Origin of the sequence: Plantactinospora endophytica (assembly GCF_016862915.1) — a bacterium.
Classification (GTDB): Bacteria; Actinomycetota; Actinomycetes; order Mycobacteriales; family Micromonosporaceae; genus Plantactinospora; species Plantactinospora endophytica.
Genome location: NZ_BONW01000016.1, coordinates 377,153 through 398,667, shown reverse-complemented (window position 1 = coordinate 398,667; position 21,515 = coordinate 377,153). Strand labels below are relative to the sequence as shown.

At 72.5% G+C, this 21,515-nt stretch carries 13 protein-coding genes and 1 pseudogene; 8 read left to right on the top strand and 6 right to left on the bottom strand.

From position 1 onward, the window contains the following. Positions 1-152 precede the first annotated feature (152 nt). Positions 153-2,369 carry a discoidin domain-containing protein gene (locus Pen02_RS17620; protein ID WP_203867134.1) on the top strand — a complete coding sequence of 739 codons (2,217 nt, stop codon included), beginning with the start codon at positions 153-155 and terminating at the stop codon, positions 2,367-2,369. A gap of 205 nt (positions 2,370-2,574) precedes the next feature. Continuing rightward, positions 2,575-5,730 (top strand): AfsR/SARP family transcriptional regulator, encoded by a 3,156-nt coding sequence (locus tag Pen02_RS17615; RefSeq protein WP_203867133.1) that lies wholly within the window; start codon positions 2,575-2,577, stop codon positions 5,728-5,730. A gap of 58 nt (positions 5,731-5,788) precedes the next feature. Here the strand turns inward: Pen02_RS17615 and Pen02_RS17610 are convergent, their stop codons facing one another. Then, complete coding sequence (locus Pen02_RS17610; RefSeq protein ID WP_203867132.1) at positions 5,789-6,481, bottom strand: RraA family protein; 693 nt, start codon at positions 6,479-6,481, stop codon at positions 5,789-5,791. Positions 6,482-6,612: 131 nt separating this feature from the next. Continuing rightward, complete coding sequence (locus Pen02_RS17605) at positions 6,613-7,248, bottom strand: maleylpyruvate isomerase family mycothiol-dependent enzyme (protein WP_203867131.1); 636 nt, start codon at positions 7,246-7,248, stop codon at positions 6,613-6,615. A 222-nt stretch (positions 7,249-7,470) separates the two neighbouring features. Between Pen02_RS17605 and Pen02_RS17600 the strand changes: the two genes are divergently transcribed. Both Pen02_RS17600 and Pen02_RS17595 read left to right on the top strand, forming a co-directional pair. Further along, positions 7,471-8,427, top strand: coding sequence for a sigma-70 family RNA polymerase sigma factor (locus Pen02_RS17600; RefSeq protein WP_203867306.1), 957 nt, complete (start codon positions 7,471-7,473; stop codon positions 8,425-8,427). Between the two features lie 69 nt (positions 8,428-8,496). Then, entirely contained in the window at positions 8,497-8,877 is a 381-nt protein-coding gene (locus Pen02_RS17595) for a VOC family protein (protein ID WP_203867130.1), read from the top strand. Between the two features lie 128 nt (positions 8,878-9,005). Here Pen02_RS17595 and Pen02_RS17590 read toward each other — a convergent pair whose 3' ends face one another. After that, complete coding sequence (locus Pen02_RS17590) at positions 9,006-10,220, bottom strand: extracellular catalytic domain type 1 short-chain-length polyhydroxyalkanoate depolymerase (protein WP_203867129.1); 1,215 nt, start codon at positions 10,218-10,220, stop codon at positions 9,006-9,008. 421 nt (positions 10,221-10,641) lie between these two features. Here Pen02_RS17590 and Pen02_RS17585 point away from each other — a divergent pair, with 421 nt between their 5' ends. From Pen02_RS17585 to Pen02_RS41840, 3 genes and pseudogenes are all read left to right on the top strand, one after another. Further along, the gene (locus Pen02_RS17585) at positions 10,642-11,721 is read left to right on the top strand and encodes a cupin domain-containing protein (protein ID WP_203867128.1); all 1,080 of its coding nucleotides are present in this window, start codon (positions 10,642-10,644) and stop codon (positions 11,719-11,721) included. 37 nt (positions 11,722-11,758) lie between these two features. Beyond that, positions 11,759-13,030, top strand: coding sequence for a flavin-dependent oxidoreductase (locus tag Pen02_RS17580; protein WP_203867127.1), 1,272 nt, complete (start codon positions 11,759-11,761; stop codon positions 13,028-13,030). 63 nt (positions 13,031-13,093) lie between these two features. After that, a pseudogene (locus Pen02_RS41840) lies at positions 13,094-14,402 on the top strand (MFS transporter). Between the two features lie 248 nt (positions 14,403-14,650). Here Pen02_RS41840 and Pen02_RS17565 read toward each other — a convergent pair. Together Pen02_RS17565 and map are read right to left on the bottom strand one after the other, a co-directional pair. Further along, entirely contained in the window at positions 14,651-18,397 is a 3,747-nt protein-coding gene (locus Pen02_RS17565; protein ID WP_203867125.1) for a CARDB domain-containing protein, read from the bottom strand. Between the two features lie 619 nt (positions 18,398-19,016). Next, entirely contained in the window at positions 19,017-19,835 is an 819-nt protein-coding gene (gene map / locus Pen02_RS17560; RefSeq protein WP_203867124.1) for a type I methionyl aminopeptidase, read from the bottom strand. Between the two features lie 76 nt (positions 19,836-19,911). Between map and Pen02_RS17555 the strand changes: the two genes are divergently transcribed. Next, entirely contained in the window at positions 19,912-20,178 is a 267-nt protein-coding gene (locus Pen02_RS17555; RefSeq protein ID WP_203867123.1) for a helix-turn-helix domain-containing protein, read from the top strand. Between the two features lie 121 nt (positions 20,179-20,299). On the opposite strand, the gene Pen02_RS17550 is transcribed toward Pen02_RS17555, so the two are convergent. Further along, a complete protein-coding gene (locus tag Pen02_RS17550) occupies positions 20,300-21,496 on the bottom strand; it encodes a Cmx/CmrA family chloramphenicol efflux MFS transporter (RefSeq protein WP_203867122.1) in 1,197 nt (398 codons plus the stop codon). Between the last annotated feature and the right edge of the window lie 19 nt (positions 21,497-21,515).

Below are 21,515 nucleotides of genomic sequence, written 5' to 3'. Positions count from 1 at the left end.
GCCCTACGACACCACGGCGACCGGCGGCGACCGACATTGACAGCTCTCGCTGATTGATTCAAAGTAGTCGAGAGAGCGCTCTCTCATCGAACCGTCACCAGCCCGCAACCCACCCGAAAAACCGTTGCGGGCCCCACCTCATGGGAGCACCGATGAACAGCGCTCTGTCCCCACCCCACCGCCGACCAGCCCGGCCGCGCCGATGGCGCGCGCTCGCCAGCTCGGTCGTCGCGGTCTCCGCCCTGCTCGCCGGCTATCTGGCCGTCTCCGGCACCTCCGCCGGAGCCGCCGAGACGCTGCTGTCCCAGGGCCGGCCGGCCACCGCCTCGTCCGTCGAGTCCGCCGCCTACCCGGCCTCGGCCGCGGTCGACGGCAACGCCGGCACCCGGTGGTCCAGCGCCTTCGCCGACCCGCAGTGGTTGCAGGTCGACCTCGGCAGCGTCACCCCGGTCAGCCGGGTCGTACTCAACTGGGAGGGCGCCTACGCCCGCGCCTTCACGATCCAGACCTCGACGAACGGCTCGACCTGGACGACCGTGCACACCAGCACCACCGGGGCCGGCGGCACGCAGGAGATCGGCGTCACCGGCAGCGGCCGGTACGTCCGGCTGCACGCCACCCAACGGGCCACCGCCTACGGGATCTCGCTCTGGGAGTTCCAGGTGTACGGCGAGACCGGCGGCAGCGGCTGCGGCACCGCCAACGCCGCACTCGGCCGGCCGACCACCGCCTCGTCCACCGAGTCCGCCGCCGCCTACCCGGCCTCGGCCGCCGTCGACGGCAGCACCGGTACCCGCTGGGCCAGCCTCGCCGCCGATCCGCAGTGGTTGCGGGTCGACCTCGGCAGCAGTCAGTCGATCTGCGGGGTCACCCTGGTCTGGGAGGCGGCCTACGCGTCGGCGTTCCAGATCCAGACCTCGGCCGACGGCACCACCTGGACCACCGTGCACAGCACCACCACCGGCACGGGCGGGACGCAGAACCTGACCGTCACCGGCACCGGCCGGTACGTCCGGATGTACGGCACCGCGCGGGCCACCGCCTGGGGCTACTCGCTCTGGGAGTTCGCGGTACGCACCGGCGGCGGGCCGTCCAACCCGCCGACCAGCACTCCGCCGCAGACCACTCCCCCGCCGACCACTCCCCCGCCGACGACTCCGCCACCGACCACCCCACCGCCGGGCGGCAGTGTGCTGCTGTCGTACCAGAAGCCGGCGGTCGCCTCCAGCAACCAGAACGACGGCACCTGCTTCGAGTGCGTACCCGCGCGGGCCTTCGACAACGATCCGGCCACCCGATGGGCGACCAGCGGCACCACCGGCTGGGTCGACCCGGGCTGGATCTACGTCGACCTCGGCGCCACCGCCACCATCAGCCAGGTGGTGTTGCAGTGGGACCCGGCCTACGCGACGTCGTACCAGATCCAGGTCTCGCCGAACGCCACCACCTGGACCCCGATCTACTCCACCACCACCGGCCGGGGCTTCAAGGAGACGATCAACGCCACCGGCACCGGACGGTACGTCCGGATGTACGGCACCGCCCGGGTCGGCCCGTACGGCTACTCGCTCTACGAGTTCAGGGTCTACGGCACCGGGGGCAACCCGACCGCCCCACCGGCGATGCCGCCCGACCCGACGTTCCCGGCGAACAACCTCGTCTGGAGCGACGAGTTCAACGGTGCCGCCGGCAGCAAGCCGGACCCGGCGAAGTGGACGATCGACCCGGGCACCGGGCAGAACAACGAGATCCAGTACTACACGAACAACAACAACGCCTCGATGAACGGTACCGGCGCGCTGGTGATCGAGGCCCGTCGGGAGACCGCCGGCGGGCGCGACTACACGTCGCACCGGATGAACACCGGCAACAAGTTCCACGTCCAGTACGGGCGGATCGAGGCCCGGATCCAGGTGCCGAAGGGCAACGGCCTGTGGCCGGCGTTCTGGATGATGGGCGCCGACTTCCTCACCGGGCGGCCGTGGCCGTACAACGGGGAGATCGACATCATGGAGGTGCTCGGCCGGAACACCCTGGAGGGGTACTCGACGCTGCACGCGCCGCAGTACAACGGCGGTGGCGGCTACGGGCAGAAGTACCCGGCACCGGGCGGGGTCGACTTCGCCGGTGGCTTCCACGTCTGGTCCGCCGAGTGGGACAGTCGGGGCATCACGTTCAAGGTGGACGGCCAGACGGTCTTCTACGCCAGCAAGGAGACGGTGGAGTCGACCCGTGGCCCGTGGGTCTTCGACCACCCCTTCTACCTGATCCTCAACCTCGCCGTCGGCGGTGACTTCCCGGGGCCGGTCGATCCGAGTACGCCGTTCCCGTCCCGGATGCTCGTCGACTACGTCCGCGTCTACCGCTGACCGAGGGAGTACACGGGCAACGCTGACCGACGCAGTACACCTCTACCGCTGAACATCGGATGGCCGGTACGGCGGACCGGCCACTCCGCAGCCCCGGCCTCGGCGTCGGAGGCCCCGGCGGGCCAAATGTCGGATGACCGCTACCGGTCATCCGGCCCTTGTTTCGCAATCCGGCGCGGGCCACCCTGTTAGGCATGGGGGCGGCATGGTCGTAGCTCGCGAAAGCGCTTCTGGCGTCAGCGCTTTCGGTGACTGGAGCGACGGCGTCGAGACGGTACGGGTGGAGATCCTCGGCTCCGTCCGGGCCTGGCGCGGCGAGCACCAGATCGCCTTCTCCTCACCCGGTCAACGGGCCGTACTCGGCCTGCTGGCACTGGCCGCCGGCCGACCGATGCCCCGAGCGGAGATCATCGACGCGCTCTGGGACGACGACCGGGCGCCGACGACCGCCACCAACGTGATCCAGACGCACGTCAAGAACCTCCGCCGACTCCTCGAACCCGACCGCCGTACGCACACCGCCAGCGTCGTCCTGCCCCGGGTCGGCGACGGGTACGCCGTCGGCATACCCGCGCGCAACGTCGACCTGTGTCTGTTCCGTGAACTCGCCAGCGCGGCGGCCGAGGCGCACCGCCGGGACGACCTGGCCGGCTCGGTCCGGCTGTGGCAACGGGCCCTCGCGCTGTGGCGGGCCGCGCCGCTGGTCGACGTACCGTCGCTGGCCGGGCATCCGAAGGTGGTCGCGCTGGTCGAGGAGCGCCGGGCGGCCGTGCGCAGGTACGGCGAAGCCATGATCGCTATCGGTCGGACGGCCGACGTACTGCCGGCGCTGGAGGAGGTGGCCGGCAGCAGCCTGCTCGACGAGACCGCGCAAGGGCTGCTGATCCGGGCCTACCACGCGCTCGGCCGGCGGGACCGGGCGGTCGCCGTCTTCCGTGACGCCCGGCGCCGGCTCGTCGAGGAGCTGGGAGTCGAACCGGGCCCCGAACTCACCGCCGCCTACCGGGCCGCGTTGCAGACCGCCGGACCCGCGACGGTGGTACCGGTCGCGCCGGCCGCTGCCCGCTCCGGCCCGGACGACGATCCACCGGCCGCTCCCGCGCAACTGCCCGCCGACGTACCCGGGTTCGTCGGCCGCTCGGCCGAGCTGTCCGGGATGGACCGGATGCTGCTGCGCTCGGGCGAGGACGGGCGGCCGAGACGGTCGACCGTCCCCACGGTCGTACTGGCCGGCACCGCCGGGGTCGGCAAGACCGCCCTCGCGCTGCGCTGGGGACACCGGGCCCGGCACCTCTTCCCCGACGGGCAGCTCTACGTGAACCTGCGCGGCTACGACGTCGACCGGCCGATGCCGCCGCAGGAGGCGCTGGGCGGATTCCTCCGCGCCCTCGGCGTGCCCGGTACCGAGGTGCCGTTCGAGCTGGACGAGTGCGCGGCCCGGTACCGCAGCGAGCTGGACGGCCGGCGGATGCTGATCGTGCTGGACAACGCCGCCTCGGTGGAACAGGCCCGCCCGCTGCTGCCAGGTACCGCCTCCTGCGCGGTACTGGTCACCAGCCGGGACACCCTCGCCGGGCTGGTCGCCCGGGACGGCGCCGAACGGATCGAACTCGGGCTGCTGTCCAGCGCCGACGCGGTCGAGCTGCTCTGGCGCACCCTCGGCGACCGGGTCACCCACGAGTCCAGCGCCGCCGCCGCGCTCGCCGAACGCTGCGCCCACCTGCCGCTGGCCCTGCGGGTCGCCGCCGAACTCGTGCTCACCCGCCCCACCGCCCCACTGGCGGTACTCGTCGCCGAACTGGCCGACCAGCAGCACCGGCTGCGGCTGCTCGACGCCGGTGGCGATCCGCGCACCGGGGTACGGGCCGTACTCTCCTGGTCCTACCAGCAACTGCCGGCCGCCGCGGCACGGGCCTTCCGGATGCTGGGGCCACATCCCGGACCGGACATCGACCGGTACGCCGCCGCGGCGCTGTTCGACACCGAACCGGAGCCGGCCCGACAACTGCTCGACACGCTCGCCCGGGCGAACCTGGTGCAGCCGGCGGGCGACCACCGGTACACCTTCCACGACCTGCTCCGCGCGTACGCGGCCGAACGCTCGGCGGCCGACGAGCCCGCACCGGAGGCCGACGCCGCCCTGGACCGGCTCTTCGACTACGAGATCTCCGCCGCGACGGCGGCCATCGACACGCTGTACCCGGCGGAACGGCACCGCCGGCCACGGGCCGGCCGGGCAGCGGTCCCGCCACCGCCGATGCCGGACGCGCAGGCCGCCCGGGAGTGGCTGGACGCCGAGCGGCCGACCCTGGTGGCCACGGTGGTCCGGGCCGCCGAACGCGGCCGGCCGTCGCACGCGGTACGGCTCACCCTGACCCTGCTGCGGTACCTGGAGAGCGGCGGCTACTTCGTCGAGGCCGAACGGATGCACGAGCACGCCCTGGCGGCGGCCCGGGCGGCGGGTGACCGGGTCACCGAGGCACACCTGCTGACCGGGCTCGCCGTGATGTACGCCCAGCAGGGCCGTTACGCGCCGTCCATCGCGCGGCTGCGGGACGCGGTGGCGCTCAGCCGGGAGAACGGCGACAGTGCCGGGGAGGCCCGGGCGCTGGGCAACCTCGGTCACGTCCAGCAACGCCAGGGCCGGTACGACGAGGCCGCCGAGGCGCTGCGGGCCGCCCTGTTGCTGTGTCGGCGGGTCGGTGACCCGGCCAGCGAGGCACGGGCCGGCGGCAACCTCGGGCACGTACTGCTGCGGCAGGGCAACTACCGCGAGGCGGGAGTGCACCTGCGTACCGCCACGCTGCTCTGCCGGCGGATCGCCGACGCGACCGGTGAGGCGTACGCGCTGACCAGTCTCGGCGACCTGCACCTGCGCGGTGGACGGCTGCTCACCGCCGCCGGCCGGCACCGCCGGGCGCTCGCACTCTTCGAGGCCGTCGGCGACCAGGCCGGCAAGGCGCTCGCGCTGGACGGCCTCGGCCGGGTACGCCTGCGGCAGGGCGAGCACACGTCCGCGCTCGATCTCGTCGAGCAGGCGCTCACCCTGCTGCGCCGGGTCGGTGAACGGGCCGGCGAGGCGTCGTCGACGAACAGTCTGGGCGAGGCCCTGCACCTGCTCGGCCGGCTCGCCCCGGCCCGGACACAGCACGCCACCGCGCTGAGCCTGGCCACCGAGATCGGGGACGCCTACGAGCAGGCCCGCGCGCACGCCGGGCTGGCCCGGGCGTACCAGACGGGCGGCGACACCGGACGGGCGGTAACGCACTGGAGTTCCGCCAACGCGCTCTACCGGATGCTCGGGGTGCCGGAGGTGGCCGAGTCCCGGAACCAGTTGGCCAGCCTCGACCAGCCGTCCTGATCCTCCGTCCCGCCCCGTCCCGCTCCGGTCCGACCGGTGCCGGGACGTGGCAGGGCGGTCACTCCTCGATGGCGCCACCGGTCCGGCGCAGGTGCCGGCGGAAGCTGTACGCCGGGTCGGCGGCGCGCCGGAGCAGGTAGTCCGCGAAGCCCGTCTGTTCGCGCAGCGTCTCCCCGGCACGGATCCGGTCGGCCTGGTCACGCTCGGTCCGCCGGATCCGGTGTGCGGTCGCCAGCACCTCTCCGGTCGCCTCGGCGGCGACGAACAGCGCGCCGTCGTCGTCGGCGAAGACGACGTCCGCCGTACCGACCAGGTGCGGGCCGAACCGTGCGCTGACCAGCGCCGCCGGCTCCCGCTCGTCGAGGCGTACCGGGCCGGGTGGGTAGCTGCCGTAGCTGAGCACCGGGAGGCCGATCTCGACCAGTTCCGGCGTGTCCCGGTGCAGGCCCCACACCACCAGACCGGCCAGCCCGGCCGCCCGGGACTCCAGCACGATCAGGTCGCCGACACACGCCTCGTCGGTGCGGCCACCGTTGTCGACGACCAGGACGTCGCCCGGGTCGGCACCGTCCAGCGCCTCCAGGAACACGTCCACGCTGCCGTAGTGCCGGGCCGGCAGGACCCGTCCGGCGAGCCGCTGCCCGGGTACGACCGCGGCGATGCCCGGCGGCGCGATCCGCAGCGGCACACCGAGGCGTACGCAGGCGTCCGCCACCAGCGGCGTGGTCAACTCGGCGAAGGCGTCGCGCACGGGTCCTCCTGGTCGGGTACGGCCGGCGACGGTCTACGCGCCGACGGGGCACGATGCTATCGACGGTCGGCGGGCGTTCGGCCGGGCCAATTCCGTGCGCGTGGCCCTGGTCGGCGATGCGGCGGCGCGGTTCAGTGCACGGGTCGGCCGGAGAACCGTGCCGCCGCCTCGCCGTCGAGTCGACCGGGTGGCAGCCGACGGCCGCAGAGCACGAGCAACAGGTCCTGGGCGAGGCCCCGGAGCGGGCTACCGGTGCCGTACTGCCAGTCGAGGTCGGTGGCGTGCAGCGCGACCCCGGTGAGGTCCACCCCGAAGTACGCGGCCTGCCTGGGCCGGATTCTGGACACCACCAGGCCGACCCGGTCCGGTGGTACCCGACGGTCCAGCCCCAGCCCCACGGTGATGTCGAGTCCGTGGATCACGTCGTGCGACAGTGCGCCGTGCACCCCGCCGCCCGGTGGCGTCCACGGGTGCGCGATGTTGTCGCGCAACGACGCGAGGAGTTGTCCCGAGGACAGTTCGGCGGCGTCGCGCCGGGCACGCCGGTCGGCCATCCGGTTGACGTTCCCCCGCGCCCTGAGCAGGTCCCGCAGAGTACTCCCGAGCGAGGCGCGGAACGGCAGCGTGGTGTGTGCGACGACCTCGCGTACCCGCCAGCCGGCGCAGAGCGTGGCCGCGTCCCACTGCCCGGGTTCGAGCCCGGCGAGCAGGTCCGCCTGCTCCTGGCGTTCCGCCCGTACCTCGGCCCGTAAACGATCTTCACTCATGCTCTTCTCCTGTCTGGTTCCACCGGCCCTCTCACAGGGCTCCTCGGGTGGTACGGGGCGGGCGCCCGAAACTCATCGGTCGGTCGGTCGGTCCGTCCGTCCGTCCGTCCGTCCTCGGCCTCGGCCTCGGCCTCGGCCTCGGCGGCAACGGTGCTGGTCGGGGCGGCTGGGTATGGTCGGGCGGTGGAGACGACGGCGCAGCGGTACCGGCCGGGCGGGGAGATGTCCCGGCTGGAGCCGTTCCGGACCGAGTTGACCGGTTACTGCTACCGGATGCTCGGCTCCGGGTTCGAGGCCGAGGACGCCGTGCAGGAGACGCTGGTACGCGCCTGGCGGTCGTTCGACCGGTACGACGAGCGGCGCGGCTCCCTGCGGACCTGGCTCTACCGCATCGCGACGAACATCTGCCTCGACATGCTGCGCAGCGCGCAGCGCCGGGCGCTCGCCGTCGACCTGGGTCCCGCCGCCGACGGGCCGGGCATCGGTGCTCCGGCGGGGGAGCAGTTCTTCGTCCAGCCGATCCCGGACGGCGTGGTACTCCCTCCGCACGGCGACCCGCAGGAGATGGCGGTACGCCGGGAGACGATCCGGCTGGCGTTCGTCGCCGCGTTGCAGCACCTGCCGCCCCGGCAGCGGGCGGTACTCATCCTGCGGGACGTGCTGTGTTGGCGGGCCGAGGAGGTCGCCCAACTGCTGGAGACCACGACCGCGTCGGTGACCAGCGCGTTGCAGCGGGCGAGGGCGACGCTGCGCGGAGTCGAGCGGACCCCCGGGGAGGCGCTGCGGCCGGCGGATCCCGCCCAGCGCGATCTGCTCGCCCGGTACTGCGCCGCGTTCGAGCGGCACGACGTCGAGGCGCTGGTGGCGTTGCTGCACGAGGACGCCACGATGTCGATGCCGCCGTTCCGGTGGTGGCTGCGGGGCCGGGACCAGATCCGGCTGGTGCTGCGGGATCCGGGCGCGTCGTGCGTCGGTGCCCGGCTCGTACCGGTGGCGGCGAACGGGTCCCCGGCGTTCTGGCAGCTCCGGCCGGGCCCCGACGGCCGGTACCTGCCGTTCGGGCTGGTCCTGCTCGACGTGCGGGCTGGGCTGGTGGCCGGTTCCACGATCTTCCTCGACGCCGACCGGCTGGTGTCCCTGTTCGGCCCGCCGGTCGAGGTGCGGCCCGCCGACCGATGAGTTCCGGCCCGTCGGCCCGTACCTCTTGGTGACACTGACACTGGTACGCCGACAGCGAAGGAATCCGACGTGACAACCGTCCAGCCGATCGTCATCACGCCCGACGTGTCCCGGCTGCTGGTCTTCTACCAGCAGTTGCTCGGCGCGGTGCAGGTGCGCCAGTTTCCGGCCGACGGGCCGGTCTTCTTCGTGGAGTTGCGGTTGGGCGACTCCACGCTCGGGCTGGTCAGCGAGGCCGACGCGGATCTGTCGGCGTCGCCGCGGATCCTGCTCAGCGTGGCCGTGCCAGACGTGGACGCCCTGCTGGACCGGGTGGCGCCGCTCGGCGGGCAGGTGCTGGGCCCGCCGAACGACATGCCGTGGGGCCAGCGGGTGGTCCACCTGCGCGATCCGGACGGCAACCCGGTCAACCTGACCCAGAACCTGACCGACGCCGACGGGTCAGCCTGAACGGTCGGGCGCAGCGATCAGCCTGAGCGGGCGGGTGCCGGGCGGCCCCGGTGGCTCCGGCGGGCGACTCGGCCCGGCCGGAGCCACCGGGTGGCCGGCGCGCGAGGGGGTCGGCGCCGGCCCGCCGGTCAGCAGCCGACGACCCAGTGCGCCGGGCCGGTCTGCTTGAGGGTGGTGGTGGCGAAGACGTTGTAGAGACCCATCCGGGTACCGGAGCCGAGCGCGTAGGCGTAGCCGCCGGACTGGTAGGCCCGGCCGGCCTGGACGTGCGCGTAGTTGCTCGCCGTGACGCAGACCGGGTCCTCGCCCGGGTCACCCGGATCGCCGGGGTCGCCGGGATCACCCGGGTCGCCCGGGTCGCCCGGGTCGCTGCCGGTGCCGAGGCCGAAGAAGAGCGCGTCCCGGTACGCCGAGCAGATCGTGTCCAGGAAGTACGCGGCGGCGGTGCCGCACTGCTCGGCCCCGGAGCCCGGGTCGACCGGGGTACCGTGGCCCATCCCGGTCACCCGGTAGACGCGCACCTGGTCGGCGCCGTACGTCTCCAGAGTGGTGCCGGGCAGCGTCGAGGTGCCGGTGGGGGTCTGCGAGATCCCGAGCACGTTGGTCCACTGGTCGCGGGACTCCGTCGCGTTCGCCGTGCCGACCGTGTAGTCGGCGGTGCCGTGCCAGACCGCCACCTTCGGCCGCGCGCCGGAGTAGCCCGGGTACGCCTGCCGGACCAGGTCGCCCCACTGGGCCGGGCTGCGGTCGACGCCCGGGTTCATGCAACTGAACGCGTTGACCATGCTGGTGGCGCAGCGGTACGGGATGCCGGCGACGATCGAGCCGGCGGCGAAGGTGTCCGGATAGGTTGCCAACATCGCCGCCGCCATGGCACCGCCGGCGGAGAGCCCGCTCACGTAGACCCGGTTGGCGGCGATGCCGAAGCTGCTCCGGGCGTGGTCGACCATCTGCTTGATCGACAGCGCCTCGCCCTGGCCGCGCGCGGTGTCACCCGGCTCGAACCAGTTGAAGCAGGAGGTCGAGTTGTTGGCAGACTTCTGCTCCGGCACGATCAGCGCGAATCCCCACTGGTCGGCGTACTTGCGCCAGCCGGAGTTGCTGAAGTAGCCGTTGGCGTTCTGCGCGCACCCGTGCAGCAGCACCACCGCGGCGGCGTTGCCGGGCAGGTTGTCCGGCCGGTAGGCGTACATGGTGAGGTTGCCGGGGTTGGAGCCGAAGCCGGTCACCTGGCCGAAGGTGGCGGCCCGGGCGGGCCCGGCGACGGCGAGTACGCCCACCGCGACGAGGAGGGGTACGAGGGCGGCCCGCACGAGGCGGGCCAGGACGGGTCTGCGGCGCATGGGAGCCTCCGGCGGCGGTGTGTGGGCTGAATCACGCTGAAGTTGCCGCGACGTTACGGCCCTAAGACGAAGTGTTGACATGGCGCGCGGTCACACATTTCCGGACATCGAAGTGATGGCGACCCCCATGGCAGCGCGCCCGACGTCCTGCTGACAGAGACACGGAGGCTGCCCACCCCCGGTCGTCCGACAACGACACACCCGCTTCCAGCGATGGCGCACCGGCTTCCGGCCAGCAGAATCGCCAGCCGATCCCGAGCTATAGAGCGATATCTGTCTCTATAGTCGACAGCACGGACCGGCTGGTCGATCGTGACGGCCGGCGTCCGATCTCCCGAGCGGCTGCCGGGAACGCCGGGTCGGGACGAGTCTTCCGCCGGTCGTCGCCCCCGGGGGCGGGGTACGACAGAGAGGACGGATCATGGCCACCAGACGCTTCACGGCGCCGGCCGACTTCCCCGAGCCGGCCGCCCTCGACGAGTTCTACGGCGCCCTGGCCGAGGCCGACGTACAGCCACTGTGGGCACAGCAGGGGCTGATGCCGCGTACGCCGCCGCTGCGCGACGTACCGGCACTGTGGAAGTGGAAGCGGCTGCGGGCGCTCGCCGAACGCTCCGGCGAACTCGTGCCGATCGACCGGGGCGGGGACCGGCGGGTCCTCGCGTTCGCCAATCCCGGCGGCGGCGGACTGCCGTACGCGACCAGCACCCTGTGGGGCGCGGTGCAGTACCTCGGCCCCGGCGAGCTGGCACCGGCCCATCACCACACCCCCGGCGCGCTGCGGTTCGTCCTGGAGGGCAGCGGGGTCTGGACCCTGGTCGACAGCGACCCGGTGGCGATGAACCCGGGCGACCTGGTGCTCACCCCGAGCTGGCGTTGGCACGAGCACCACAACCCGGGCACCGGGCCGATGCTCTGGTTCGACGGCCTCGACATCCCGATGGTCCGGGCGGTGGACGCGGTCTTCTTCGAGGACGGTCCGGACCGGATGACCAACCGGGCGGTCGACACCGTCTCCCGCGCCGAGCTGCGCTACGCCGGTGCCCCCGGCCTGCTGCCGCTGGACGACGAGCCACCGGCGCCGCACTCGCCGCTGCTGGCGTACCGGCGGGCGGAGACCGACCGGGCACTGACCCGGCTGCTCGCCGCACGTGGTGGCCCGCACGCGGCCCTGCGGTTCGCCGACCCGACCTCCGGTGCCGACGTGATGCCGACGCTGCGCTGCGCCATGCACCGCCTGCTGCCGGGCCTGCGCACCCCGACGACCCGGCGCACCGGATCGTCGATCTGGGTCGCCTACTCCGGCGCGGCGACCGCGGTCGTCGACGGACACCGGTTCGACCTGGAACCCGGCGACGTCCTCGCCGTTCCGTCCTGGGCGCCGTTCGACCTCGCCGCGACCGAGCCGACCGACCTGTTCAGCGTCTCCGACGCCCCCGTGCTGGAGGCGATGCGGTTGGCCCGCACCGAGACCCTGCCGGCACACCAGGAGCTGCGTTGACGCCCTCGCGGCGGCGCGTGCCGCCGGGACCTGCGGGGTGGCGGTGAGCCGGGGCGGGCGGCGCCGGCCCGACGTGCTCGTCGTCGGCGCCGGGATCGGCGGACTCACCCTGGCGCTGGAGCTGCACGACGCCGGCATTCCCTGTCGGGTCTACGAGGCCGTGCCGGCGATCGCCCCGGTCGGGGTGGGCGTCAACGTACTGCCGCACGCGAGCGCCGTCCTCGACCGGCTGGGCCTGACCGGGCCGCTGACCCGGGTCGCGGTGACCACCCGGGAATCCGTCTTCTACAACCGGTTCGGGCAGCTCGTCCACCGGGAACCGGCCGGCCGGCACGCCGGCTACGACTCGGCGCAGTTCTCCGTGCACCGCGCGGACCTGCACCGGGTACTGCTGGACGCGGTGCGCGAGCGGCTCGGCCCGGCAGCCGTGCGACTGGGGTACCGGTGCACCGGGGCGACCCAGGACGACGACGGCGTACGGGTCGGCTTCCGGGGCGTACCCGACGACGCGGCCCGGCCCGACGAGCGGGCGGCGGTGGTGGTCGGCTGCGACGGCGTCCACTCGGTACTGCGCCGGCAACTCCATCCGGACGAGGGAGAACCGGTCTACAGCGGCGTCAACATGTGGCGTGGCGTCACCCGCTGGCCGCCCTTCCTCACCGGTGCCAGCATGGTCCGGGCCGGCTGGCTGCGTACCGGCAAACTGGTGGCCTATCCGGTCCGGAACGCGGTCGACGACGCCGGCCGTCAGTTGGTCAACTGGGTCGCCGAGATCGAGACGCCCCGGTACGCGCGGCGGGACTGGAACCGGACCGGCAACCTCGACGACTTCCTCGGCGCGTTCGAGGACTGGCACTTCGACTGGCTCGACGTGCCGGCGCTGCTCCGGGCGGCCGACCTGGTGCTGGAGTACCCGATGGTCGACCAGGACCCGGTGGACCGCTGGACGCTCGGCCGGACGACGCTGCTCGGCGACGCGGCCCATCCGATGGTGCCGCGCGGCTCCAACGGGGCCGGCCAGGCGATCCTGGACGCCCACGCGCTACGCGAGGAACTGGACCGGACCGACGACGTGACCGCCGCGCTGCGGGCGTACGAGGCACGCCGGTTGCCGGCCACCGCCCGGGTCGTACGCGCCAACCGCAGCAATCCGCCGGACGCCATCCTCCGGGAGGTCTACCAGCGCACCGGCGACCGGCCGTTCCGCCGGATCGAGGATGTGATCAGCGCCGCCGAACTGGCAGCCATCTCGGACGCCTACAAGGAGGTGGCCGGATACTCCCCCGAGGCGCTGCGCGCTGGCCGGTGACCGTCCACCGGCCGGCGACCGGGACCGGGTGGTCGTCCGCGCCGACGAGGGAGGTCGAGCCCCATGCGGTTCGCGGTGTCCGGAGCAGCGCTGGATGATCCCCCGGTACGCCGCCGGGTCGGCTTCGCCGCCGCGCTGACCGTGTCGATGGCGGTCGGACCGCTGACGGTCTACTCGCTCACCGCGCTCGGGCCGCTCGTCGTCGCCGATCTCGGCCTGTCCGGCGCCCGGTTCGGTTTCCTCGCCACCCTGGTCTTCGTGGTCGCGGCCCTGCTGTCCGGGGTCGCCGGGGCGGCGGTGGACCGGTTCGGCACCCGAGCGCCCCTCCTGGCGGTCTACCTGACCGCCGGGTCGGCCCTGGCGGCGCTGGCCGTCGCCCGCTCGTACGAGTGGCTGTTGGTCGCGGTCGCCGTCTCCGGCGTCGCCCAGTCCCTGGCGAACCCGGTGACCAACCAGTTGATCGCCGAGCAGGTGCCGGAGGGCCGGCGGGGTGCGCTCACCGGGGTCAAGCAGGGCGGCGTCCAACTGAGCCAGATCTTCGCCGGGCTGGCGGTGGGCGATCGGCGTGGCGGCCGGGACGGCGCTGCTCTGCGTACTCCTGGTGCGGCGGTATCTGCCCCGGACGACGGCCAGGTCGACCGGACGGGCCGGGTCCGGTCCCGGGCCGGCGCTGCCCACCGACGTCCGGTTCCTGCTCGGCTACGGGCTCCTGACCGGCGCGTCGCTACAGGCCACCAACGTGCACATCACGATCTTCGCGCACCGTGAGGTGGGACTGGGGGTCGACACCGCCGGGCTGACCGCGGCGGTGATCGGCATGGTGGGGCTGGCCGGCCGGGTGTTCTGGGGCCGGCTCTTCGAGCGGGTGGCGGCGGCACACTGGCTGCTGCTCGGACTGGCCCTGGCCGGGATCGCCGGGATCGGGCTGCTGCTGGCGGCCGGGGCCACCGGCATCGGCGCGCTGGTCTGGGCGGCGGCCGTCGTGCACGGCGGCGGTGCCCTCGCCGCCAACCTGGTGGTGATGCTCGCCGCGATCCGCCGGGCGGGCCGCAACGTCGGCCGGATCAGCGGGGTGATGGGCGGCGGCCAGTTCCTCGGCTTCGCCGCCGGGCCGGTCGCGTTCGGCGCACTGGTCGACGCGACCGACAGTTATCCGGTCGGCTGGCTCGCGGTGGCGACGGCGTACGGGCTGGCGGCCGTGGTGATGGTCGGTTGGGCCGGTTGGCTGCGCCGCCGTCCCGTCCCGGTCGATAACGAACCTCTGCTGCTCGACGACCGGCCGGCCGGCCGGAGCAGCCGCTCCGGATCGGCCGCCACACCCTGCCTGCCGTTGCCGCCACCGTCCAGGACCAGGAGGTCGAGCGGGCCGTAGCCGTCGATCAGGGTCCAGTCGCCGGCCACGATCTCCACCTCCGGCACGTCGGCGAACAGCCGGGCCACCCGGGCCGCCGGCTCGACGTCGCGCTCCACGCTCACCACCCGTACGCCGGGCTGCCGGCCCAGGTTACGCGCGGCGACCGGATCGGACCGGCCGGGCGACAACGCCGACCGGCCACGAGCGGCTCCCGGGACTGGTACCCGGAAGCACGCCCGTGGCCGGTCAGGCCCGGACCCGACGACTCAGTCGACGGCCGGTTTGCGGGGTTGCCGGAGGCCCGACTGCCCGCCGGTGATGGTGAAGCTCGACCCCGGTTCGACCACGATGTTGCCGGTCGCCGAGTTGGTGATTGTCACGTTCGACAGCGTCGCACTGCCGCGTGCCCCGTTCATCGCCAGGATTCCGGCGCCGTTGTTGGACCGGTCGATCCGGACGTTGCTGATCGCCACGTTCGGCATGTTGCCGCCGCCGGTCTTGAACTGGATGCCGTCGTACGTCGAGTCGGCGATCTCGGTGTCCCGGATGGTGACCCCGACGATGTCCCGGGTCGCCGGGAAGAGTGTGATCGCCCCGAACTTCTGCTGCTCGCCCCAGAAGGCGCCACCGGTGCGGTAGAGCCCGTTGTTGGCGATCAGCGTCTGCCCGGAGAACGGCAGCGGATCGTGGTCGGTGGCCAACATGATCCCCGGGTAGTTCATCGTGTCGTAGATCAGGTTGTTCTCGATCCGGTTGCCGTAGCCGCCGTAGATCGCGACGCCGTTGGCCCGCCACGGAAGCTGGATCGTGTTGTTGACGAAGGCGTTGGAGTGGCCGATGTCGACCGAGGTGTCCCGGACGTACCGGCTGGCCCAGACCGCCAGGGCGTCGTCACCGTTGTTCCGGAACGACGAGTTGAAGACCCGCGAGTTCCGGGTGCCGTTGGTGAAGTTGATCCCGTCGGCGTACGTGTTGCGGATCCGCATCCCGGTGAACTCCAGCCCGTCGCCGGGACCCCAGAGCGCCGGGATGTTGTCGTAGTCCCGGCCGACCCAGACGCCGACGTTGGCGTGCTCGATCCAGACGTTGCTGATCCGGGTACCCACGCCGAACCGGCCGTTGAGCCCGACGCCGCCCTCGGCACCGCCCGGCCCGCCCCGGATCCGGCCCGAGCCGAAGATCGCGATGTCGGAGATCTGGGTGTTGGCGTCGATGTCGAAGCCGAAGTTGCCCTCGTGCGGATGGTTGATCCCGCCGACCACCAGGTGCGGCTCGGTCAGCGTGTAGAGCTGCGAGTGCCACATCCCGGCGCCCCGGATGGTGACGTTGCTGATCCCGACCTGGTTCCACTGACCCCGGTTCAGCGGGTCGTCGGTGAGGATCTTCTGCTCCTGCCGCCACTGCCCCGGCGGGATCCAGACACAGCCGATCACGCCGTTCTGGTCGTCGGTGACCGCCCGCTGGATCGCGGCGGTGTCGTCGAGCCCGTCGTTGGGCACCGCACCGTACTGCGTGATCGACGTGCAGCCGGCCGGCTGGCTGGTCGCCGGGGCCACCTGCTCCAGGTCGATCATGTCGATGATGTAGAACGGCGCGTTGTCGCCGCTGTCCCGCTGGAGCTTGAACCGGGTGCCCGGCGGGTACGACTGGGCCAGCAGGGCGTTCGACTCGTCGAAGAGCCGTCGGGCGTCACCGCCCGGGCTGTTCGACAGCCCCTCCGGGTCGTCGGTGTTGCCGTACAGCCAACTGTGCCGGGAGGAGAGGGTCAGCTTCCGCAGGAAGGTGTCGTTGACGTACAGGCTGATGGTGGCCTCGATGCCGCCGCCGCCCGGTGCGTCCGGGATGGAGTTGCGCACCACGATCGAGTTCGCCGCGTTGGTCGAGGTGAACTCGACGAACTGGCCGCTGCTGTTCAGCCGTACCGACCGGCGTCCCGAGGACTCGGTGGCGAAGTTGGTGTGCCCGAAGGTACGCAGCGGGTCCGCCTCCAGCAGGGTGCCCTGGTAACGGCCGGCCTCCGCCTCGTACGAGGTGTACGGCACCGCCGCGCCGCGACCGACGACGATCGAGTGGGTGCGTACGTTGTTGCCCTCGTTGGTCTCCGCGACCACGTTGGTGGCGTCGGCGGTGGCGGTGACGGTGGCCCCGCCGCTGGTGGCGGTCCAGCTACCGCTGATCGCCACGTTGCTGGTCGCGCCGGCCGCGATCGACGGGGTGTCGGTGTTCAGCGTGGTGCCGCCGACGGTGACCCGGGTGACCGTGGTCGCCCCGGTCGCGGTGGTACCCCGGTTGTTCACCGCGACGGTGAAGGTCACCGCCGCGCCGACCGCCGGGTTCGGCGGGTTGGTGGTGATCCCGAGCACCTGGAGGTCGGGGCCGGGCGCCTGGCCGACCACCAGCGGGGACGGCGCGGTGAAGCTGTTGTTGGCGTCGTTCTGTTCGATGATCGCGTTGGTCGGGTCGACCACCGAGGTGACCGGGTAGCTGCCCTGCGGCCGGGTGCCGGCGCTCACCGAGACGGTGGCCGAGGCTCCGGCGGCCAGGGCGGGCACCGGCGCGCTGCCGGCGACGGTGCCGCCGAGGCTGACGTTGACCGTGCTCGCCGGAGCCGCCGCCGAGCCGTCGTTGCGGACGGTGGCCGACAGGGTGACCGGGGTCGTCTCGGTCGGCGCGGCCGGCGTCCAGGTGGTCGCGGTGACCACCAGGTCCGGGTTGGCCGCCGGGGTGCCGCAGACCTCCAGCTCGGCGACCTGGCCGGACGGTGCGCCGGTGTTGGAGTTGAACCGGAGCTGCACGTCCGCGGTGGTCGCGCTGACCGGGACCACCACCACGTTGTTACCCTGCACGAACTGGTAACTCGCCGCCGGTACCAGACTGGTGTACGTCGTCGCGGCCTGGTCCCGGCCGAGGACCTGGAAGTTCTGGGTACGGGTGCCCCAGGCCGGATCCGGGTTCAGCTTTACCTGCACCGCCGTGATCGCGTGGTTGGCGCCGAGCGCCACCGTCAGGTTCTGCGGATAGCTGGGCGCACCCTCCCAGTACGTCGTCAGCGACCCGTCGACGGCGTTCGCCGGTACGAAGCTGAAGGTGGAGCCGCTGGCGGTGACCGGCTTGCCCCGGGCCACGTTGGTGCAGCCGGGCGGCTGGGTACCGGTACGGGTGACGGTGTTGCTGTTGCCGGAGAGGTTGCCGGCGACGTCCCGGGCCCGGACGAAGTACGAGACCGTGGTGTTGGTCGGCTGGGTGTCGCTGAAGCTGGTCACGTTGCCGAGCGAGGCGACCTGCGCGCCGTTGCGGTAGACGTTGTAGCCGGCCAGGCCGCTGCCGCCGGTGTTGTCGGTGGAGGCACCCCAGTTCAGCGCGATCGTCGTACCGGACTGGTTGTAGGAGAGGGTGCCGGGGACGCTCGGCGGGGTGGTGTCGGTGCCGCCGCCACCGTCGGGGCCGTAGACCTCCAGCTCGGAGACCTGTCCGGCCGGCCAGCCGCTGTTGGCGGTGATGTTGATCCGGACGTAGCGGGTGCTGGCCTGCCCGAAGGTGATGGTCACCGAGTTGGCGTCGACCGCCGGGTTGAAGGTGTACGTCCGGGACCCGACCAGGTCGGCGAAGAAGGACCCGTTGGTGCTGCCCTGCACGGAGAGCGTCTGCGTACGGGTGCCCCAGCCGGCGGTCGGCAGCCGCAGCACGACCCGGTCGACCAGTACGGCCGAGCCGAGGTCGACCTGGATCCACTCCGGGAAGGCGTTGTTGACGCTCTCCCAGTAGCTCCCCTGGTTGCCGTCGACGGCCCGACCCGAGTCGTAGACGTCGGCGTGGCCGCTCTCCTGGGTGGGGCGGCCCTGGGCGAGGTTCCCCGGGGCCAGCGCGGCGGCCAGGTCGGCCGCGACGGTCTGTTGGCGGGCGAGGTCGGCGGGGCCGGCCGCGTGCGCGGCGGGCACCCACAACCCGAGGGTGGCAATCACGGCGGCGGCGACCGTCGTCGCTGTCGCCGGGACCAGATCGGAGCGTCTCATCACTGTCCTTTTCGCTGGGGGACGGTTCCGCGGGTGGCGGGGCCACGGGCGCGGCGGCGGGGGTCGGCAGGCGTCGGCCGGGGGCCGGAGGACGGCGGCGGCCGGCTGGTTGCCGGATGGCGCGGCGGAGGTGCGAAGCCGGCGGCGTGGACAGGCGGGTGACCAGGGGCGTCACCGACATCCGTCGATCGGTGGGCGCGAGCCGATCGCATCACCGGCCTCTCTGGACCGAGGAGGACCACCAGCGGAAAGAGCAACCTGTACGGAAGTTCCGCTTGATAGTGATGAACAGAGCATGGATCTGTTCTGTTCTTGCAGGAGGTTGGCCAAAGGTTACCGGCGTGCTACCGGGACGTCAACGCTTCCACCGCGATCGATGCGCGGTGGCGGTCCGACTCCGGATCACCGGTCCAGGTCGGACGGCGCGGATCGACCACCTCGCGGGCTCGCTGTCGAGCTGGGCGCACAGCCGGGGCAACTCACCGCCGGGTGGCCGGCGGGACTTGCCGTCGCCGGCTCATCATCTCGGCTCCAGCGAGCCGGCTCCGGCACCCGGCGCTTCACCGACACTCGCCCGGCCCCCGGAACGGTCTGGATCACGCCCGAGGCGGGCGGTGGGTCAGGAGGCCGTGCCGGGCTTTCGGGTGGACTCGGTCGGGGTGGGGCTCTGGGTCGGACGACGGGTCAGGACCTGGGGGCCGGCGGCCGTGATCGCGACGGTGTGTTCGGAGTGGGCGGTACGGGAACCGTCGGCGGAGCGGATCGTCCAGCCGTCCTTGTCGTATCTGATCTTGTCGGTGGAGCGGCAGAACCAGGGTTCGATGGCGATGGTGAGGCCGGGGTCGAGTTTCAGGCCACGGCGGGCGCGGCCGCTGTTGGCGACGTGCGGGGCCTCGTGCATGGTGCGGCCGATGCCGTGGCCGCCGAACTCGGCGTTGACGCGGTAACCGTAGGAGTGGGCGACCTCGCCGATCGCGGCGGAGATGTCGCCGAGTCGGCCGCCGGGCTGGGCGGCGGCGATGCCGGCCTCCAGTGCGACCTCGGTGGCCTCGATCAGCTTCAGGTCGGCCGGATCCGGGGTGCCGACGACGACGGAGAGCGCGGAGTCGGCGACCCAGCCGTCGATGCCGGCCGCCATGTCGATGCTGAGCAGGTCACCGTCGCGCAGGACGTAGTCGTGCGGCAGGCCGTGCAGTACCGCGTCGTTGACCGACAGGCACAGCACGTTGCGGAACGGACCGCGTCCGAACGACGGGGCGTAGTCCCAGTAGCAGGACTCGGCGCCGCGTTCGGAGATCCGGCGGCGGGCGTGGTGTTCGAGGTCCATCAGGTTGACGCCGACCTCGGCGACACCGGCCAGTTCGGCGAGCAGTTCGCCGACGAACTGGCCGGTCACCGCCATCCGGCCGATCTCCTCGGCGGACTTGAACTCGATCACGACAAGCCTCCCCTTCCGTGTGCGGTATTTTTATACCACGCCGGGCGGGGGCGTTCCGGAGGGATATCCTGCTGGCATGGTTCGCCAGCCACTCACCGCCGAACAGATCGCCGCGGGTCAGCGTCTCGGAGTCGCCCTCCGGGCCGCCCGGGCCGGCCGCAGCCTCGTCGAGGTGGCCCTGGCGGCCGGCATCTCCCCCGAGACGCTACGCAAGATCGAGGCCGGCCGCCTTCCCGCACCGGCGTTCGGCACCGTCGTCTGCCTCAGCCAGGCCCTCGACGTCCCGCTCGGCGAGCTGGCCGACGTCTGGCTGGCCGACATGCCGATCCGCCAGGCCTCCTAGAGACCAGCCGCCCAACCACCCCGGCAGGAGGTCCGGTCGGCACTCGTAGACGGCTGAGCGCCGGCTACCACGACCAGCACCGACCGGACAGGTTCGATCTTCGACCGCGGGTTCGCGTGGATCATCGGATCGGCTGGCCGGCGGGTGCGAGAAGTCGCCGGAGTGGCAGGGCGACGACCAGTGCGATCGCCACCAGGAGGCCGCTGACCCACACCGGGCCGAGATCACCAGCGTCGGTCCCGAGGGCGGCTGCCCCGACGACGGGGCCGCCGGCAGCACCGATGTTGAGCGCCACCGTCGCGTACGAGCCTCCCATGGTGGGGGCGCCGGCCGCCTCGTAGAGCACCCTGGCGATCAGGGTGCCGCCCAGCGCGAACGACAGCACGCCCTGCACGAACACGAGGAGCAGAAGCGCGGCCGGGCGGGCGGCCAGCGTCGCCAACGCGATCCAGCCGAGCGACAGCAACGGGCCGCCGACGGCGATCACGATGCCAGGACGCTTGTCGGAGAGCCGTCCCGCCAGGGTGACGCCGACAAAGGACCCGACACCGAACAGCGCCAACACGGCCGAGACCCACAACTCCGCCAGGCCGGCGACGTCGGTCACGATCGGTGCCAGGAAGGTGAACGTGGCGAAGGTGCCACCATTGACCAGGGTACCGAGCAGCATGACCAGGAGCAGCCTGGGCATCGCGAGCTGGGCGATCTCGTCCCGCAGGGACGACGGGTCGACCGGAGCCGCCCGAGGAGTCCCTTCGACCCGGGCCGGTTCGACACGGGCCGGGATGCCTTTCGCGACGCCGAGGGCGGCGGGAAGGCAGAGTAGGACGATCGCCCAGAAGGTGACCCGCCAGCCGAGCACCGTACCCAGCACCGCACCGCCGGGAACTCCGGCGATGGTGGCCACCGTCGTACCCGAGAGCAGCACCGCCAGCGCGCGCCCCTGCCGATCCGGCGGGACGAGCACGGTCGCCGTACTCAGTGCCACAGCCAGGAAACCCGCGTTGGCCAGGGCGGCGAGTACCCGGGTGACAAGCAGTACCGCGAAACTGGTGGTGAGCGCGCCCACGACGTGGGCCACGGCGAAGAGCAGTACGAAGCCCAGCAGGCTGGCCCGGGCAGGCCACCGGCGCGCGAGCGCCGCCATCAGCGGCGCACCGACGATCATCCCGACGGCGAACGCCGAGGTCAGAAGCCCGGCGGCCCCGACCGACACGTCGAGGCTTACGGCGATGTCCGGCACCAGGCCGGCGAGCATGAACTCAGAGGTGCCCATGGCGAAGACCGCCACGGCAAGCAGGTACAGCGGAAGAGGCATCGAAGACTCCGGGGTGAGA